Origin of the sequence: Sphingomonas sp. 1185 (genome assembly GCF_040544655.1) — a bacterium.
GTDB lineage: Bacteria > Pseudomonadota > Alphaproteobacteria > Sphingomonadales > Sphingomonadaceae > Sphingomonas.
The window spans coordinates 41,590-59,778 of sequence record NZ_JBEPKL010000001.1 but is presented as its reverse complement, the minus strand read 5'-3'; the positions used below and the strand labels follow the sequence as shown (position 1 = coordinate 59,778).

Annotated in this window: 17 protein-coding genes; 10 read left to right on the top strand and 7 right to left on the bottom strand. The window is 66.4% G+C overall.

The genetic code is table 11. The features are described from left to right. Nucleotides 1-12 precede the first annotated feature (12 nt). The 10 genes from radA to mazG all read left to right on the top strand — a co-directional run bounded on the left by radA (nt 13) and on the right by mazG (nt 9,039). The gene (gene radA, locus ABIC44_RS00280) at nt 13-1,386 is read left to right on the top strand and encodes a DNA repair protein RadA (protein WP_354292996.1); all 1,374 of its coding nucleotides are present in this window, start codon (nt 13-15) and stop codon (nt 1,384-1,386) included. 98 nt (nt 1,387-1,484) lie between these two features. Then, nucleotides 1,485-2,039, top strand: a complete 555-nt coding sequence (locus tag ABIC44_RS00275; RefSeq protein ID WP_354292995.1) for a CvpA family protein — start codon at nt 1,485-1,487, stop codon at nt 2,037-2,039. Beyond that, on the top strand, nt 2,036-2,467 hold the full coding sequence (locus ABIC44_RS00270; RefSeq protein ID WP_354292994.1) for an iron-sulfur cluster assembly scaffold protein: 432 nt from the start codon (nt 2,036-2,038) through the stop codon (nt 2,465-2,467). The genes ABIC44_RS00275 and ABIC44_RS00270 overlap by 4 nt, the downstream gene beginning before the upstream one ends. Continuing rightward, a complete protein-coding gene (locus ABIC44_RS00265; RefSeq protein ID WP_354292993.1) occupies nt 2,467-4,215 on the top strand; it encodes a cation:proton antiporter domain-containing protein in 1,749 nt (582 codons plus the stop codon). The genes ABIC44_RS00270 and ABIC44_RS00265 overlap by 1 nt, the downstream gene beginning before the upstream one ends. 2 nt (nt 4,216-4,217) lie before the next feature. Beyond that, nucleotides 4,218-4,547 carry a DUF423 domain-containing protein gene (locus ABIC44_RS00260; RefSeq protein ID WP_354292992.1) on the top strand — a complete coding sequence of 110 codons (330 nt, stop codon included), beginning with the start codon at nt 4,218-4,220 and terminating at the stop codon, nt 4,545-4,547. Nucleotides 4,548-4,592: 45 nt separating this feature from the next. Continuing rightward, entirely contained in the window at nt 4,593-6,149 is a 1,557-nt protein-coding gene (gene metG, locus ABIC44_RS00255) for a methionine--tRNA ligase (RefSeq protein ID WP_354292991.1), read from the top strand. After that, complete coding sequence (locus ABIC44_RS00250) at nt 6,149-6,922, top strand: TatD family hydrolase (protein WP_354292990.1); 774 nt, start codon at nt 6,149-6,151, stop codon at nt 6,920-6,922. The genes metG and ABIC44_RS00250 overlap by 1 nt, the downstream gene beginning before the upstream one ends. Next, complete coding sequence (locus tag ABIC44_RS00245) at nt 6,919-7,683, top strand: MBL fold metallo-hydrolase (protein ID WP_354292989.1); 765 nt, start codon at nt 6,919-6,921, stop codon at nt 7,681-7,683. The genes ABIC44_RS00250 and ABIC44_RS00245 overlap by 4 nt, the downstream gene beginning before the upstream one ends. Beyond that, entirely contained in the window at nt 7,680-8,255 is a 576-nt protein-coding gene (locus ABIC44_RS00240) for a retropepsin-like aspartic protease family protein (RefSeq protein WP_354292988.1), read from the top strand. Before ABIC44_RS00245 ends, ABIC44_RS00240 begins: the two co-directional genes overlap by 4 nt. A gap of 40 nt (nt 8,256-8,295) precedes the next feature. Continuing rightward, nucleotides 8,296-9,039: a nucleoside triphosphate pyrophosphohydrolase gene (gene mazG, locus ABIC44_RS00235; RefSeq protein ID WP_354292987.1), complete on the top strand. Its 744-nt coding sequence runs from the start codon at nt 8,296-8,298 to the stop codon at nt 9,037-9,039. Here mazG and hflX read toward each other — a convergent pair. From hflX to dusB, 7 genes are all read right to left on the bottom strand, one after another. Continuing rightward, nucleotides 9,020-10,312, bottom strand: a complete 1,293-nt coding sequence (hflX, locus tag ABIC44_RS00230) for a GTPase HflX (RefSeq protein ID WP_307098790.1) — start codon at nt 10,310-10,312, stop codon at nt 9,020-9,022. The genes mazG and hflX overlap by 20 nt on opposite strands. Then, nucleotides 10,309-10,800, bottom strand: coding sequence for an RNA chaperone Hfq (hfq, locus tag ABIC44_RS00225; protein WP_387431205.1), 492 nt, complete (start codon nt 10,798-10,800; stop codon nt 10,309-10,311). The genes hflX and hfq overlap by 4 nt, the downstream gene beginning before the upstream one ends. Nucleotides 10,801-10,942: 142 nt before the next feature. Beyond that, nucleotides 10,943-12,319, bottom strand: a complete 1,377-nt coding sequence (ntrX, locus tag ABIC44_RS00220) for a nitrogen assimilation response regulator NtrX (protein WP_307098786.1) — start codon at nt 12,317-12,319, stop codon at nt 10,943-10,945. Nucleotides 12,320-12,326: 7 nt separating this feature from the next. Then, nucleotides 12,327-14,573 (bottom strand): sensor histidine kinase NtrY-like, encoded by a 2,247-nt coding sequence (locus tag ABIC44_RS00215; protein ID WP_309695456.1) that lies wholly within the window; start codon nt 14,571-14,573, stop codon nt 12,327-12,329. A 52-nt stretch (nt 14,574-14,625) separates the two neighbouring features. Continuing rightward, nucleotides 14,626-16,077 carry a nitrogen regulation protein NR(I) gene (gene ntrC / locus ABIC44_RS00210; protein WP_354292985.1) on the bottom strand — a complete coding sequence of 484 codons (1,452 nt, stop codon included), beginning with the start codon at nt 16,075-16,077 and terminating at the stop codon, nt 14,626-14,628. Next, on the bottom strand, nt 16,074-17,141 hold the full coding sequence (locus ABIC44_RS00205) for a two-component system sensor histidine kinase NtrB (protein ID WP_354292984.1): 1,068 nt from the start codon (nt 17,139-17,141) through the stop codon (nt 16,074-16,076). Before ABIC44_RS00205 ends, ntrC begins: the two co-directional genes overlap by 4 nt. Next, a complete protein-coding gene (gene dusB / locus ABIC44_RS00200) occupies nt 17,125-18,126 on the bottom strand; it encodes a tRNA dihydrouridine synthase DusB (protein WP_307098779.1) in 1,002 nt (333 codons plus the stop codon). Before dusB ends, ABIC44_RS00205 begins: the two co-directional genes overlap by 17 nt. Nucleotides 18,127-18,189 lie beyond the last annotated feature (63 nt).

Here is an 18,189-nt window from a genome sequence, read left to right as displayed (position 1 = left end):
TACATGGGCGTCATGGCCAAGATCCAGAAGCGTTATGTCTGCCAATCCTGCGGATCGGTATCCTCCCGCTGGCAGGGGCAATGCCCCGACTGTTCCGAATGGAACACCATGTTGGAGGAAGCGCCGGTCCAGATGACCCCCTTTGCCGCCAAGCATAATTTGCAGGGCGGTGGACGGGCGATCCAGCTCGTCGGGCTGGACGCCGATATTCCGCTGCCCGACCGGATGGCGACCGGCATCGCCGAACTCGACCGGGCACTCGGCGGCGGCTTCGTCGAGGGATCGGCGACGCTGATCGGCGGCGATCCGGGGATCGGCAAGTCGACGCTGCTGCTTCAGGCGGCGGCGAAGCTGGCAATGGCGGGGCGGCCGGTCGCCTATGTGTCGGGCGAGGAAGCGGCGGATCAGGTCCGGCTGCGAGCACGGCGGCTGGGGCTGGGGCAGGCGCCCGTCCGGCTCGCGGCGGCGACCTCGGTACGCGACATCCTGACCACCCTGTCGATCGGCACGCCGCCCGCGCTCCTTATCATCGACTCGATCCAGACCATGCATTCCGACCTGATCGAAGGCGCGCCGGGCACGGTCAGCCAGGTCCGCGCCTCGGGTCAGGAACTGATCCGCTTCGCCAAGGAGCGCGGCACTGCCGTCGTGCTCGTCGGACATGTCACCAAGGACGGATCGATCGCGGGTCCGCGCGTGCTCGAACATATGGTCGACACCGTGCTGGCCTTCGAAGGCGAGCGGAGCCACCAATATCGCATCCTGCGCGCGATCAAGAACCGCTTCGGCGGCACCGACGAGATCGGCGTCTTTTCCATGCAGACCGAGGGGCTGGCCGAGGTCGGCAATCCCTCCTCGCTGTTCCTGACCAACCGCGAGGAGGGGATGACCGGCGCGACCGTATTCCCCGCCCTGGAAGGGACGCGGCCCGTGCTGGTCGAGATCCAGGCCTTGACCGTCCGCCTGGCCTCGGGCGCGACGCCGCGCCGGGCGGTCGTGGGATGGGACTCCGGGCGGCTGGCGATGATCCTGGCGGTGCTGGAGGCACGGTGCGGGCTCAGCTTCTCCTCGGCCGAGGTCTATCTCAACATCGCCGGGGGATACCGCGTGCAGGACCCCGCTGCCGACCTGGCGGTCGCCGCCGCACTCATTTCGGCGCTGTCGGAGCGTCCGGTGCCCTCGACCGCGATCGTGTTCGGCGAGATCGCGCTGTCGGGCGAAATCCGTTCGGTCGCGCACGGCCCGCTGCGGTTGAAGGAGGCGGGCAAGCTGGGCTTCGAAAAGGCCATGCTCCCGCGTGCGATGGCCGGGGACGAGGGCGGATTGGCGATGACCGGCTTTCGAACCTTGGCCGAGTTCGTTGACCATATGCTGGGCCGGGGGTAGCGAGGGGAGGTGCCGCCCTGCCTGCCCCCGCCAGCCGGGCGGACAAGGCATTCCCGCCGGGCGCATGTCGGATGGGTTGAAGAGTTGGACACCAGGCGTTGACGGCCCTTGATATTCTTGTCCTGATCGCGGTGTTCGGCGCGGCGATCCAGGGTTTCCTGCGCGGTTTCGTGACCGAGGTGCTGGCGCTGTTCGCCTGGGTCGCGATGGTCGCCGCGTTGAAGTTGTTCCATATTCCGCTGGCCCAGACCCTGACCGGTCTGGTCGGCACCGTATCGGGCGCGGCGGTGCTGGCCTTCGCCCTGATCGTCGGCGTCACCTATCTCGGCGGGCGGCTGGTCGCACGGGCGATCGGACAGCGCACGCGGACCTCGGTGCTGGGGCCGGTCGACCGGGCGCTGGGCTTCGGCTTCGGCGCGCTCAAGGGGCTGATCCTGGCGAGCCTCGTTTTCCTTGTCGTCGCGCTGATGGTCGATACGGTCAGCGGCGGCCCCGCCCGGCGACCCGAATGGATGGTCAAGAGCCGGACCTATAAGCTGCTCAACGCCACCAGCGCCGGGATCGCCGATTTCGTCGATCGCCGCCGTCGCGGGCTTCCCGTCTTCGGCGCGCCCACCCCGCCCGCCGCCTCAAACAGCGAGACGCCGTCATGACCGCCCCCCTCTACAATGCCGAGATCCTGCGGCTGACCACGGCCATCCCGCATGACCGCCGCCTGGCCGACCCGATGGCCAGCGTCGAGCGCCGCTCGCCCATTTGCGGCAGCCGGGTGACCGTCGACGTCAATCTGGACGAGGACGGGCGGGTGAGCGAGGTCGGGATGCTGGTCCGTGCCTGCGCGCTGGGTCAGGCATCCTCGGCATTGCTGGCGGGCCATGTCGTGGGGCGCACCCCGTCCGAGCTGGCGGCCGCCCGCGACCGTCTGACCGACTGGCTGGCGAGCGGACAGGGGGATGCGCCCGACTGGCCGGGGCTCGACGTCTTTGCCCCCGCCTTGCCCTATACCGCGCGTCATCCCTCGATCCGGCTGGCCTTCGAGGCCGCCGCCGATGCCGCACAGGAAGCGGGAGCGCGGCGCTGATGCATGGCGAGGTCTCGCTGATCCGTGACGGCGCGATCCTGTTCGGCTTCGGTCTCGCCTTCGTTCTAATCTTCCGCCGACTGGGGCTCGGCGCGACGCTGGGTTATCTGGTCGCGGGCGCCGTCGTCGGACCGCATGTCCTGGGGCTGGTCGGCGACGCCGAGTCGAAGCTGGGCATTGCCGAGATCGGCATCACGCTTCTCCTGTTCATCGTCGGGCTGGAGCTCAACCCCGCCCGGTTGTGGCGGATGAAGCACGAGATTTTCGGACTGGGGCTGCTCCAGGTCGCCGCCTGCGGGCTGGCGATCAGCGGTATCGTCCTTCTCGCGCATTTCTCGCTGGAGGCGGCGCTGGCGCTGGGCCTGCCGCTCGCCCTGTCGTCGACCGCGCAGGTGCTGCCGATGCTCCAGTCCTCGGGGCGGTTGCGGACACCCTTTGGCGAGCGGGCCTTCTCGATCCTGTTGTTTCAGGACCTGTCGATCGTCCCGCTCATCACCATCGTCGCGGCCATGTCGCGCAATCCCGCCGATCATGCCGGGCCGCCGGGCTGGATCCTCGCGCTTGAGACGGTCGGCGCGATCATCGGGCTGATCGTGGCGGGGCGCTTCCTGCTGCGCCCGCTCTTCCGCCTGATCGGCAATATGGGCGAACGCGAGATGTTCGTCTTTGCGGGCCTTTTTACCGTCGTCGCCAGCGCGGCGGTGATGGAAATGCTGGGCCTGTCGACCGCGCTGGGGGCCTTTATCGCGGGAGTGATGCTGGCCGACAGCCCGTACCGGCATGAGCTGGAGGCCGATGTCGAGCCCTTCCGCTCGATCCTGCTCGGCCTGTTCTTCCTGGCGGTCGGCATGATGCTCGATCTGCCCGCCATCGCCCAGCGGCCCGTGTTCGTCGCGGTCATGGCGCTGGCGCTGATCGCGACCAAGACCGGGGTCATCGCGCTGATCGGGCTGGCGTTCCGGATGAACTGGCGCTCCGCGCTCGCGTTGGGCCTGCTGATGAGCCAGGGGGGCGAGTTCGGCTTCGTGCTGTTCGCCCAGGCCCAGCAGGGCTATCTGATCGCGCCCGAGGCGGCGAGCCTGTTCGGCGCGATCATCACCCTGTCGATGGCGACTACGCCGTTCCTGATGCGCGCGACGCGCAGCATCCGCGAGGAACCGGTCATCACCCGGGGCGGCGAGCGCCAGGGGCCGGTGACCGACGGTGCCAACGCCCTGATCGTCGGTTACGGCCGCTTTGGCCAGACGGTCGCGCAGATGCTGATCGCCAGCGACATTCCCGTCACGCTGATCGACCGCGATATCGAGATGATCGACATCGCCGCCTCGTTCGGCGCCAAGGTCTATTATGGCGACGGCACCCGGCTGGACCTGTTGCGCCAGGCGGGCGCGGCAGAAGCCGAACTGATCCTGTTCTGCCTCGACGACGACCAGATCACGCTCGATCTGCTGGAAAGCGTCCATGCCGCCTTCCCGAATGCGGCGCTGTTCGTGCGCGCCTATGATCGGCGGGCGGTGCTGCGGCTGAAGGGCGGACCGGCCGCCTATGTGGTCCGCGAGGTGCTGGAGTCCGCAGTCAAGATGGCGCGGCTGGCGCTGGGCAGTCTCGATGTCGGCGAGGCGGAGATCGAACGGGTGGAGGCGATGTACCGCGCGCGCGACAAGGAACGGCTCGCCGCCCAGGCCGAGGCGGGCGATCTGCGCGCGGCAAACGACCGGATCATCACGCAGGACGAACGGAAGGGCTGACCATGGGATTGGTGGCGATATGGGCGGCGCTGTCGGGGGCGATCGCCATTGCGGCGGGGGCCTTCGGCGCGCATCGGGCCGAGGGCGCGGCCGTCGAGTGGCTGCGCACCGGCGGTCAGTATCAGCTGATCCATGCCGTCGCCGCCCTGGTCGCCTTGCGCTTCGAGGCGCGCGGGGTGGCATGGGCTTTCGTGATCGGGGCGGCGATCTTTGCTGGCACGCTTTATGCCATGGCCTTTGGCGCGCCGCGCTGGCTGGGGGCGATCACGCCGATCGGGGGAACGGTCCTGATCGCCGGATGGCTCTGGTTCGCCTGGACCCTGCGCAGCTGAACGCGGCGGCTTCACCTGCGCGAGGCGATGTTCTAGGGACCAGCCATGGCCGATCCATTCTATATCACCACCGCGATCCACTATCCCAATGGCCGTCCGCATATCGGCCATGCCTATGAGATGGTCGCCGCCGACGTCATCGCCCGCTTTCAGCGTCAGGCGGGGCGCGACGTGCTGTTCCAGACGGGCACCGACGAGCATGGCCTGAAAATGGCACAGGCGGCGCGTGCGCGCGGCATTTCGACGCGCGAGTTCGCGGATGAAATGTCCAGTCATTTCCATGTCATGGCCGACCGTCTTGACATTTCCTATGATCGGTTCATCCGGACCGTCGACGCCGATCACTATGCCGCGAGCCAGGCGATCTGGAAGGCGATGCAGGACAAGGGCGATCTGTATCTCGATCGCTACGAGGGCTGGTATTCGGTTCGCGACGAAGCCTTTTACGACGAGAGCGAACTGACCGTCGGCGACGACGGCACCAAGCTGTCGCCGCAGGGTACGCCGGTGGAATGGACGGCGGAGGAGACCTGGTTCTTCCGCCTGTCCAAATATCAGCAGCCGCTGCTCGACCTGTATCGCGACAATCCCGATTTCATCCGCCCCGAAAGCCGCCGCAACGAGGTGATGCGCTTCGTCGAGGGCGGGCTGTCCGACTTGTCGGTCTCGCGCACCAGCTTCGACTGGGGGGTGCCGGTGCCCGACAGCCCCGGCCACGTCATGTATGTCTGGGTCGACGCGCTGACCAATTACCTGACCGGCACCGGCTATCCGGACAAGGGCAGCGAACTGGCGCGTTTCTGGCCCGCCAATCTGCACCTGATCGGCAAGGACATCGTGCGGTTCCACACCGTCTATTGGCCCGCCTTCCTGATGTCGGCGGACCTGCCGCTGCCGCAATCGGTGTTTGGCCATGGCTTCCTGCTACACCGGGGCGAGAAGATGTCGAAGTCGGTCGGCAACGTGGTCGATCCGATGGGCCTCGCCGATGCCTTCGGCGTCGATGCGCTGCGGTATTTCTTCCTGCGCGAAGTCAGTTTTGGGCAGGACGGTTCCTATTCGGCCGAGGCGATCGTGACCCGCGTCAATGCGGAGCTGGCCAACAGCTTCGGCAATCTGGCGCAGCGCACCCTGTCGTTCATCGCCAAGAATTTGGGCGGCGCCTTGCCCGAGGCGGGGCGGAGCGATCCGACCGATGCCGTCTTGCTGGAAGAGGTGGTCGTCGCCTGTGCCGCCCTGAAGAGCGCATTTGATGATCTGGCGCTGAGCCAGGGGATCGAGGCATGGATGCGCGGCGTCTATGCCTGCAACCAGTATATCGACGTGCAGGCGCCCTGGTCGTTGCGCAAGACCGATCCGGAGCGGATGCACGCCGTGCTGGGCACGCTGGTCCGCGCGATCCGGATGCTGGCGATCGCCATCCTGCCCGTCACGCCGCGCGGGGCGGGGCTGGTGCTCGATACGCTGGGCGCGGACGAGCGCGATCATGCCGCGATCGACGATGACGGGTGGTATGCCCGCCGTGCCGCCAATGGCGTGCCGCTGTCCCCGCCGTCCCCGGCCTTTCCGCGGCTGGAAATCCCGGCCGAGGCGGACGCCTGATGCTTGCCGACAGCCATTGCCACCTCAATTATAAGGGGCTGGCGGAGGATCAGGCGGCGCTGGCGCGCGCACGCGACCGCGGCGTGACCGCGATGCTCAACATCTCCACGCGCGAGAACGAATGGGATGCCGTCATCGCCACTGCCGAGCGCGAGCCCGACATCTGGGCGACGGTCGGCATCCATCCGCACGAGGCCGATGCGCATCCCCATATCGATACCGCCAAGCTGATCGAGCGGGCGGCGCATCCGCGCGTCGTCGGCATCGGCGAAAGCGGGCTCGACTATTTCTATGACCATAGCGACCGCGCCCGCCAGCAGGCGAGCTTTCGCGCGCATATCGCCGCCTGTCGCGAAACCGGCCTGCCGCTTGTCGTCCATACTCGCGAAGCGGAGGACGACACCGCCGAAATCCTGGCCGACGAGATGGGGAAGGGGGCCTATCCCGGGGTGATCCACTGCTTCACGGCGAGTGGAGATTTTGCCGACAAGGCATTGGCATTGGGCTTTTATATCTCGATCTCGGGCATCGTGACCTTCAAGAATGCCAGGGATCTGCAACAGACGGCCGCCCGGCTGCCGCTCGACCGTCTGCTGATCGAGACGGACGCGCCCTTCCTGGCGCCGGTGCCGCATCGGGGCAAGACGGGGGAGCCGTCCTTCGTCGCCGACACCGCGCAATTCCTGGCCGATCTGCGCGGGGAATCCTTCGAGGATCTGACTCGCGCCACCGCCGAGAATTTTCATCGTTTGTTTTCGAAGACGCGCGCATGAAGCTTCGCATCCTGGGGTGCGGTACATCGTCGGGCGTGCCCCGGATCGGCAACGACTGGGGCGCATGTGATCCCGCCGAGCCGCGCAACCGGCGGATGCGTATGGCCGCGCTGGTCGAGCATGGCGATACCCGCATTCTGATCGATACCGGCCCCGACATGCGCGAGCAGTTGCTGGCCGCGAATGTCGCCACGGTCGATGCGGTCCTGTGGACCCACGACCATGCCGATCATTGCCACGGTATCGATGACCTGCGGCAAATCTTCCATGCCCTGGGCGAGCCGGTGAGCGGCTATGCCCGACCTGCTACCGCCGCATCGCTTGAAAACCGCTTCGCCTATGTCTTTCACGGCAAGACCGGCTATCCGCCGACCGCGACCATGACCGAACTGGGCGACAGCCTGACGATTGGCGACATTCACATCCGCACCGTGGATCAGCCACACGGGCGGACACGTTCGGCGGGTTTCCGGTTCGAATGCGATGGCAAGAGCATCGGCTATGCCACGGATTTCCATGAATTGACGCCGGAGATGGCCGCGCTTTACCGCGATCTGGATATCTGGATCGTCGATGCGCTGCGCCGCCATCCGCATCCCGCGCATGCCGACCTGCCATCGGTGCTGGATTGGATCGCGATGCTGCGGCCAAGGCAGAGCGTGCTGATCCATATGGATCAGTCGATGGATTATGCGACCTTGCGCCGGGAACTGCCCGATGGGGTGGAGCCCGCCTATGACGGCATGGAGCTGATCCCGTGACCCCTGATCGGGCCGCGGACCTCGTCTATTTTGGCCTGATCCTGCTTTTCGCGCTCAGTGCCTTGGCCGCGCGGCGTATCCCACTGCGTCGAACCTTGCAAATGGCTCTGGCCTGGATCGGCATTTTCGGCATCGGCTTTCTGATCCTGGCTCAGCGCGACCGTTTGGCCGCTCTCTGGCCGGGCACTGCGGCACCACAAGGCTCGGCGCATATTCCCGTGGCCAAAGACGGTCATTTCTGGGTCATGGCGCGCATCAACGGTGTTCCGCGCCGCATGCTTGTCGACAGCGGTGCGACGACGACAGCGCTATCGGTCGCGACCGCCAAGGCGGCGGGGCTCGACTTGGCGGAAAGCCCGTTTCCGCGGATAATCGATACCGCCAATGGCACGATCACCGCTGACCATGCGACGATCCGGGTGCTGGAGATCGGTGCGATTGCGCTGGACGATGTTGGTGCGGTCGTTTCGCCCGCCTTTGGCGATCAGGACGTGATTGGCATGAACGTCCTTCGGCGTTTGAAGGGGTGGAAAGTCGACAGGGGGACCTTGGTACTCAACCCGCAAGACTGACCTATTTTTACATAATACATATTATCATACGCGAGGATATATGGCTGTCGAACGGCTGCTGACCATCATGAAACGCCTGCGCGATCCCCAGTCCGGTTGCGAATGGGACGTGGCGCAGAGTTTTGAAAGCATCGCTCCCTATACGATCGAGGAAGCGCATGAAGTCGCCGATGCGATCGCCCGTGGAGACATGGCCGAGCTCAAGGACGAACTGGGCGACCTGCTGCTCCAGGTCGTGTTTCATGCGCAGATCGCGCAGGATCAGGGGCATTTTGCCTTTGACGATGTCGTGGCCGCGATCAGTGACAAGATGGAGCGGCGTCATCCCCATATCTTCGGCGACGCGGCCTCGGGCGGCCATTACCTGTGGGAGCAGATCAAGGCGGAGGAACGCCGCTCCAAGGCCGCCGAGGGAACGCTGGACGGCGTGGCGCTAGGCCTTCCGGCCCTGATGCGCGCCGAGAAATTGCAGAATCGTGCGGCGCGGGTCGGCTTCGACTGGCCCGATGCCGAGGGTCCGCGCGCCAAGATCGACGAAGAACTTCAGGAAATTGCCGAAGCCACGCCCGACACGCTGGAAGAGGAATTTGGCGACCTGCTGTTCGCCGTCGTCAACTGGGCGCGCCACCATGGCGTCGATCCCGAAGCCGCCCTTCGCGCCGGCAACCGCAAGTTCGAGCGCCGCTTCCGTGCCATGGAGGCCGAGGCAGGCGATGATTTCGCTGCACTCGACCTCGCAGGCAAGGAAGCCCTTTGGCAGAGCGTCAAGGAACGCGGCGGGTAAAGCGGTCGTAATCCGCCTCCGACAGCCGCACGTCGTAAACGGCTTCGTCGTCCTCGATCGTCTGATCCAGCACCTCGCCATGCGCGTGCAGCCAGGCGGCCCCCGCCCCGTCGCCCGCGTCCAGCGTGACGCGGTAGCGGCGGTGGCCGGAGGTCAGAGCCGCCGCGACCTGCTCGATCAGGTCATCGACCCCCTCGCCCGTCATCGCCGACAAGGCGACGATATTCGGCCGCCGCGCGGCCTCGGTCAGCAGGTCTTCGCGTAGATCACCCTCGACCAGATCGACCTTGTTCCACGCCTCGAACCGGGGCGTTTCGGGATCGACGCCGATCTCGGTCAGCACCGCCTCGACATCGGCGCGCTGCGCTTCGGTATCGGGATGCGCGATGTCGCGGACATGGATCAGCAGGTCGGCCGACACCACTTCCTCCAGCGTCGCCTTGAACGCGGCCACCAACTGGGTCGGCAGATCAGACACGAAACCCACCGTGTCCGACAGGATCGCCTTGTCGATGCCGGGCAACTGGATCTGGCGCAAGGTCGGATCCAGCGTGGCGAAGAGCAGATCCTTCGCCATGACATGAGCGCCGGTCAGCCGATTGAAAAGCGTCGATTTTCCGGCATTGGTGTACCCGACCAGCGCGATCACCGGCCAAGGTGCGCGCTGGCGTCGGTCGCGGTGGAGGCCGCGCGTCCGGCTGACCTGATCGAGTTCGCGCCGCAACCGCGCCATGCGATCACGGATCATCCGCCGATCCGCCTCGATCTGCGTCTCACCGGGGCCGCCGAGAAAGCCGAAGCCGCCGCGCTGACGCTCCAAATGGGTCCAGCTGCGAACCAGCCGCCCCGCCTGATAGTCCAGATGGGCGAGTTCGACCTGCAACCGCCCTTCGGCGGTCGCCGCTCGTTCCCCGAAGATTTCGAGGATCAGGCCGGTGCGGTCGATGACCTTGGCCTCTAGCGCGGTTTCGAGGTTGCGCTGCTGCACAGGCGTCAACGCGCCGTCGAATACGACAAGCTGCGCGTCCTCCATGCGGACCTGCTGCGCAACCTGCTCGACCTGACCGCTGCCGATCAGGGTGGCGGGTTTCGGGGCCCGGACGCGCAGCGCGATCCGTTCGACCACGTCCAAGCCGATCGCCATGGCGAGCCCGGCGGTTTCGTCTAGGCGCGCATCGGCGTCACGGGCGGCATCGCCCTGGTCGGGCAGGACGATGACGGTCCGGGCACCACGGGCGAACTCGCCGCGATCGCGATCGAAACCGGTGCTCAATCCTCGGCCGATCCCGCCTGCTCTTCCGCCAGGTTCAGCGGCCGTGCGGGCTGAATGGTGGAAACCGCATGCTTGTAGACGAGCTGCGCCATGCCCTCACGCTGAAGCAACATGCAAAACAGGTCGAAACCCGCAATCTGCCCCTGCAGCATCACGCCGTTGATCAGGAACATTGTGACGGGGTCTTCGGACTTGCGTACCGCGTTCAGGAAAATTTCCTGCAAAAGCGGGGTCTTGCGCTGCTGTTCGTTCACGCCGTCGACGATGGCGGCCACGTCCAGCGGGCCCGAGGGCATGATGGTGGAGATGGCGTGCTTGTAGATCAGCTGCGACTGACCATCGCGACGCAGGAGGACCGAGAAGTTGTCGAACCACGTCACGATGCCCTGCAGCTTGACGCCCTTGACGAGGAACATGGTGACCGGCGCCTTGGAGCGGCGCAGTGCATTGAGGAAGAGGTCCTGAAGCGAACCCGCTTTGTCGGCCATGGGGAAGCCCTTGTTCTTGGCGGGTCCGTGCCCGCGAATTGCGCCGTTTCCCGGCGTCGGAACCGCGCCCGTGCGCCGGACGCCTCGAGTATCTATGGTCTCGCCGGGCATTCGTCCAGAGGGGGCGGACACCCGGCACCGATCAATCCTCGCGCGTCTCGCTGATCCCGAGCAGCTTCAGCTTGCGATGAAGCGCCGAGCGCTCCATTCCGATGAAGCTGGCAGTGCGCGAAATATTGCCTGAGAAGCGCCGGATCTGGACGCGCAGATATTCGCGTTCGAAACTCTCCCTCGCCTCGCGGAGCGGTGCCCCCATGATGGCGGTGGCGCCCCCGCCCCCCATATCGGCCCCCTCGCCCAGCACTTCGGCGGGCAGCAGGTCGAGGTCGATCCTGGCAAGCCGATCGCCCGGCGCCAGGATGATCGTGCGTTCGACGACGTTGCGCAGCTGGCGGACATTGCCCGGCCAATCATAGGATTGCATGGCGACCATCGCATCGGGTGCGATCTCGGGCGTGCGTACGCGCCGTTCGGACGCATAATGCGCCATGAAATGCTCGACCAGCGGAGGAATGTCCTCACGCCGCTCCGCCAGCGAGGGGATCGTCACCGGCACCACGTTGAGCCGGTAGTAAAGATCTTCGCGGAAACGTCCCTCGGCGATTTCCTGGGTCAGATCGCGCGCGGTGGCGGATACGACGCGGACATCGACCTTGACGACGCGTGTACCGCCGACGCGCGTGAAGCTCTGATCGGTCAGGACACGCAGGATGCGCGCCTGGGTCGCGATCGGCATGTCGGCGATCTCGTCGAGGAACAGCGTGCCGCCATGCGCCTGTTCGAGAAGGCCCGTGCGGACGAGGTCACCCCCCTCCTCCACCCCGAACAACTCCTCCTCGACCCGCTCAGGCGTCATCCGGGCAGCGCTGACCACGACGAAGGGCGCGTCGACACGGTTGCTCCAGCCATGGAGGAGCCGCGCCGCGACCTCCTTGCCGACGCCCGCCGCGCCCATGATCAGCACCCGGCTGCCGGTCGCGGCGACGCGCTTCAGGGTGGCGCGGATGCCGTTGATCGCGCTGGACGATCCGGTCAGGTCGTTCTCGCGCCCGACACTGGCACGCAGCGAGGCGTTCTCGCGCCGCAGCCGCTCGGTCTCGGTCGCGCGACCGACCATCAGCAACAGGCGTTCAGCCTCGAACGGCTTTTCGATGAAGTCCGCGGCCCCCTTGCGGATCGCGGCGACGGCGGTGTCGAGGTTGCCATGGCCCGAAATGACCAGCACCGGGATCGACGGATCGCGCCGCTTGATCTCGTCGAGCAATTCCAGCCCGTCGAGCTTCGATCCCTGGAGCCACACGTCGAGCAGGACCAGCGAAGGCCGCCGCACCGCCATCGCCTCCAGCGCGGAATCGCTGTCGGCGGCGACGCGGGCGTCATAGCCTTCGTCCTCCAGCACGCCCGCGACCAGTTCGCGGATATCAAGTTCGTCATCGACGACGAGAATGTCCAAAGCCATGGTGTCTTTACGTCCGGGTACGAGTCAAAGCGGTGAGCTGGCCCTCCCCAGCCAGTTCGGGTTCGGCGCCCCCCTGATCCAGTGCGGCGAGGGCTCCGGCGTCGAACATCATCGAAACGATGGTGCCGCCGGTCGGATTGTCGGAAAAGCCGATCGTGCCGGCATGTTCCTCGATGATCTTGTTGACGATCGCCAGGCCCAGGCCGGTGCCCCGCGCGCGGGTCGTCATATAGGGTTCGATGATGCGATCGCGCTCGGGCGGCAGGCCGACGCCGTTATCGGCGACGGTGATCGTGACCATGCTCGCCTGCTGGCCGACGGTCATCACCACCTTGCCGCCCTTGGCCCCTTCCGGCCTGCCCTCAATGGCTTCGACCGCATTCTTGACGATGTTGGTCAGCGCCTGGCTCATCTGGCGACGGTCGCAGACGAGCGTGGGGGCGGGGTCGTCCTGCACGATCTCGAACGTCACGTCGGGATGCGCCACTTCGTGCAGGAACATCGCCTGCGCGCAGATGTCGGCAATGGCCTCTTCGCGGAAAACCGGCTTGGGCATTCGCGCGAAGGACGAGAATTCGTCAACCATGCGGCGCAGGTCGCCGACCTGGCGGACGATCGTCTCGGTCAGGCGGCCGAAGGTCTGATCCTCCGGATCGATCACCTTGCCATAGCGGCGCTGGAGCCGCTCGGCAGCGAGCTGGATCGGGGTAAGCGGGTTCTTGATCTCGTGCGCGATCCGGCGCGCGACGTCGGACCAGGCGGCGCGGCGCTGGTCGAGAAGCTGCTGGGTGATGTCGTCGAAGGTCAGGATGGGGCCGTCCGCGGTCTGCGCGATCCGCACCGCCAGCGTCCGCATGTCGCCGTGCAAGGCCACCTGTACCGTCGCCTCGCGCCGGCCCTGGTCGAGCAGTTCGTCCAGTTCGGGCGCGACATCGCCGAGCTTGCGCCCCACCAGCCCGCCCTGGTCCGCACCCAGCAGCAGGTCGGCGGAGTTGTTGGCAATCCGCACCTGCCGATCGCGCCCGACCGCGACGACGCCTGCCGACACGCCCGCCATCACCGCCTCGATCAGCGCGCGGCGATTGTGCAGCTGCGCATTGGCCGTCACCAACTCGGTGTTCTGCTGCTCGAGCTGGCCGGTCATCTGGTTGAAGGCATTGGCCAGCGTGCCGACTTCGTCACGTGTTCGGGGATCGGGCACGCGCGCGGTCAGGTCGCCGCCCGCGATCCGGCGTGCGGCATCGACCAGCTCGCCGACCGGCCGGACCAGCCGGTCCGCCACCGCCAGCGCGATCCAAACCGCGATCCCTACGATCAGCAATGCGACGGCGAGCAGCGCCAGGTTGAACTTCAGTTGGAGCGACCGCGCCCGGCCTTGCAGCGCGCGATAGCCATCGACCACGTCCTCGGCCGCGAAATGCTGCTGACTGAGAAAGGCCGCGTTCACGCTGGTTCCGACATAGAGCATGACATTGCCGCTGTCGGGCAAGGGCGTGACGACCCAGACGCGCTGCTCGTTGGCACCGCCGACCGGCTGGTCCGATCGCCCCGCCTGTCCGATCACGTCGGGCGTCACCAGATTGCGGAAGCTCGCGTCGGATGGCTGGTTGAAGAAATCGTAGAATTTGAACCCCTGTTTGGGGTCGTAGGAGAATAGGACCGCTTCCTCCAGGTCGCGCACGATCGTCTGCTGCGCCATATAATTGTGGAAATCGCGCGGATTTTCGCGAAGCAGGGGCAAGTTGCGCCCCAGGTCCTTCGACATGGCGCGCCCGGCCAGGATCCAGCGGTTGATGATCTGCTGCTGCGACTGGCGCGCGATATCCATCGCGTCGCCAAACGCCTTGCGGGCGCGATCGGAAATCCAGAATTCGGCCGAAGACTGGAACATCATCGACGCGGTGACGACGGTCAGCAGGATCGGAACGCTGGCGGTCAGCGAGAAGATCGCGACCAGCCGGACGTGCAGCCGCCCGCCCCCGCCAACGGCCGATTCCGCCGCCCGGCGCATCGCCACGCGTCGCCCGAGCAGCATCAGCAGCAGGATGCCTGGCACCAGGTTGAGCGCGAGCAGGCCCGCAATGACCGGCGGTGCGATCAGTCCCTGCGCATCATGCTGTCGGGCGATGAACCAATAGGTCCCGATCGCGATCGCAACCGCGCCGACGATCACTGCAAGCTCGACCGCCGGGGTCACCGCGAAGCGGGATCGCGGCGTTTCGGCAGGACCAGCAGGCTTCAGGAACGCCAACATCGTTGCAATCGTACAACGTCGAGCGTGTCCTGCAAGCCACAATTCCAAAAAATCACGCGGCCGGGTCGAGCCCCTCGTCCTCGCTTCCCACGGCAATTCGCAGGGTGTCGAGCCGCTTGCGCAAGGTGTTGCGGTTGATTCCCATCGCCCGAGCGGTGCGAAGCTGGTTGCCGCCATGGCGCGCCAGCATCGCCTCGATCAACGGGCGCTCGACCTCGCTGATGACGCGATCATAAAGCGTGCCGTCGTCCAATGCCGCCGGGCGTTCCGAAGCGAGCCGGGCCAGATAGGTGCGGACGGCCGCCGCCAGATCGCCGTCCGACGGCGCGGCGCCAGCGGCCAGTGTCGGCGGCGCCTCGCCCAGCATCCCGCGCACCGCCTCGGCATCGATCACCTCGTCGCGCGCCAGCACGGCCAGCCGCCGCATCAGATTTTCCAACTCGCGGACATTGCCCGGCCAGTCATGCGCGACCAGCACGTCGAGGGCATGGGCATCGACCTTGCGCCGGGGCAGCCCCTGAGCCGCTGCATTTTCCAGGAAATGCCGGGCGAGCAAGGGAATATCCTGTCGCCGCTCCCGCAGCGACGGCAGGGTGATCGGCACGACGTTGAGCCGGTAGAACAAATCCTCGCGGAACTGGCCCGAGGTCACCTGCTGGCTGAGATCGCGATTGGTGGCGGCCACGATCCGGACATCGGTGCGGATCGTCCGCGCACCGCCGACCGTGGTGAACTCGCCCGATTGCAGCACGCGGAGCAGCCGGGTCTGCGCCTCCATCGGCATGTCGCCGATCTCGTCCAGGAACAGCGTGCCGCCCGCCGCCTGCTCGAAGCGACCGGCATTGCGCTGTGCCGCGCCGGTAAAGGCGCCGCGTTCATGGCCGAACAGCTCCGCCTCGATCAGCTCGCGCGGGATCGCCGCCATGTTGATCGCGACGAAGGGGGCCTGGCGACGCGGGCCGAGGTCATGGATGGCGCGCGCGACCAGTTCCTTGCCCGTGCCCGACTCGCCGGAGATCAGGACGGTCAGATCGGTGGCCACGACGCGCGCGATGATCCGATACACGCTCTGCATCGCCTGCGACCGCCCGATCAACGGAAGCGCGCGGTCGTCCTCGCCCAGCCCGTCCTCGACCAGCACGCCGCCGCGCGCCAGCGCCCCGGCCACCGCATTGGTCAGCGCATCGAGATCGAAGGGCTTGGGCAGATATTCATAGGCGCCGACCTCCGCCGCGCGCACGGCGGTGGTCAGGGTGTTCTGCGCGGACAGGATGATGATCGGGAGGGCCGGAAAGCGTGCCGCGACGCTGCGGATATGATCGATCCCGTCCCCATCGGGCAGGATCACATCGGTCACCAGCACGTCTGGGGCACCGCCGGTCAGCACGCGATCGAGCCGGGCCAGCGTCTCGACCGCCGTCACCTCATGCCCGGCGCGGCGAAGCGCCTGGCCGACGACGGTCCGGATCGCGGCATCGTCATCGACGACCAGGACATGGCTCATGCCCGTGCCCTTGGCAGCAACAGACGCAGCACGGTCATTTCCGGTGTACCCTCTCTGGCATATTGGACGATCCCGCTCATGTCGCGGACCAGCTTGTCGACCAGCGCCAGCCCCAGCCCCTGCCCCTCGCGACGCCCCGACACGAACGGGTCGAACAGATGGTCGGCAATATCGGACGGGGCACCGGGGCCATTGTCGATCACGCAGATCTCGATCGGCAGCGGCAGGCGCGATTGCCCCTCTCCGGTGCTGACCGACATGCCGTGTCGATAGGCGGTGGTCAGGATGATCCGGGGGTTGCGCACCGAGCGGACAGCCTCCCGCGCATTCTTCAGCAGGTTGATGACGATCTGGAGAAGGGCGTCCCGGTTGATCCGCGCGGGCGGTAGCGAGGGATCAAACCGTTCCTCGATCTGGATGCCCCTGGCGAACCCGGCCAGCGCGACGCTGCGCGCATGGGCGAGCAGCGGATAGATATTCTCCGGCACCAGCGGCAATGGCCGGGTATCGCTGAAATCCTGCATCCGATCGATCAGCGCGGCGATACGATCGACCTCGGTGGTGATCAGGGTGGTCAACTCCCCGCCGTTCAGCAACTGCGCGGCGCCGCGTATCCCCGACAGCGGGTTCTTGATCTCGTGCGCGAGCATCGCCGCTGCCCCGACCGCCGCACGCGCACCCGCACCGCGCTCCGACGCATGGCCCAGCCGTCGGGAAGGACCGGCGCTGTGCAGCGTGATGGCGCGCCAGCCGGGATGGTCGGGAATTTGCGCCTCGACGAAATCCACCCGGATCTTGGGGCCGCGCGGCATCGCGATCTCGGTATCGTACACGGCAAAGCCATGGCCATCGCGGCTGCGCGGCGCGTCCGGCGGGGGCAGGATCGCCTCGACCGGCTGTCCGACCATCACCCGCTCGGACAGGTTGAGCATCTGCTCGGCCAGGCCATTGGCGTGGGCGATGCGATTGTCGGGATCGACCACCACCACGGCCACGGGCAGCGCCCCGAACAGCGCGGCGAAACCCGGTCGGCCATGGCGGGTCGGCTCAGGCAGCGGCGGCAAGCTCAATCTGCGGCATGTAGAAATCGTACAGCATCGCCTTGACCCGGTCGGCGCTCGCCTCCTGGTTCACCTTGTTGCGGAAATCAGCAGAGCCATGCAACCCGCGCGTGTACCAGCCGATATGCTTGCGGGCCATGTTGACGCCGGTCTCGGTGCCGTAATGCTCGAGCATCGCGTCATAATGTTCGGTAACCGCACGATATTGCTCGTCCAGCGGCGGATCGGCCCGACGCTCGCCGGTGGCGAACCAGTGCATCACCTGACCCAACAGCCACGGACGGCCATAGGCACCGCGCCCGATCATGATGCCGTCCGCGCCCGACTGGTCCAGCGCCGCATCGGCATCGTCGATCGAACAGATATCGCCATTGGCGATCACCGGGATGTTGACCGCGTCCTTGACGTTGCGGATGAACGCCCAGTCGGCGCTGCCCTTGTACATCTGATTGCGGGTGCGGCCATGGACCGTGATCATCTTCACGCCAATATCCTCGGCGATACGCGCGAGTTCGGGGGCATTCAGGCTGTCATGGCACCAGCCCATCCGCATCTTCAGCGTAACGGGCACGTCGACCGCCTTCACCGTCGCCTCGATGATCGCGGAGGCCAGCTTCAGGTCGCGCATCAGCGCCGAGCCCGCATCGCCGTTGACGACCTTGCGCACCGGACAGCCCATATTGATGTCGATGATCGCCGCGCCGCGATCGGCATTGAGCTTGGCGGCCTCGCCCATCTCCAGCGGGGTGCAGCCGACCAACTGCATCGACACCGGCTCTTCGAGGGGGTGCCAGGCGGCCTTCTGGATCGACTGACGCGTCTCCCGGATCGCGGCCTGACTGGCGATCATCTCGGTGACATTGAGCCCCGAGCCGTAGCGGCGGACGAGCGTGCGGAACGGCATATCGGTCACGCCGGTCATGGGCGCGAGGACGACGGGGCTGTCGATCGTGACGGGACCGACCTGAATGGGGGCGAGGTTACGCATCAAACTGCCTGAAAAATAAGCCACGCCCTATCCCAAGATGGTCAGGAAGGCAAGATTGGCGGG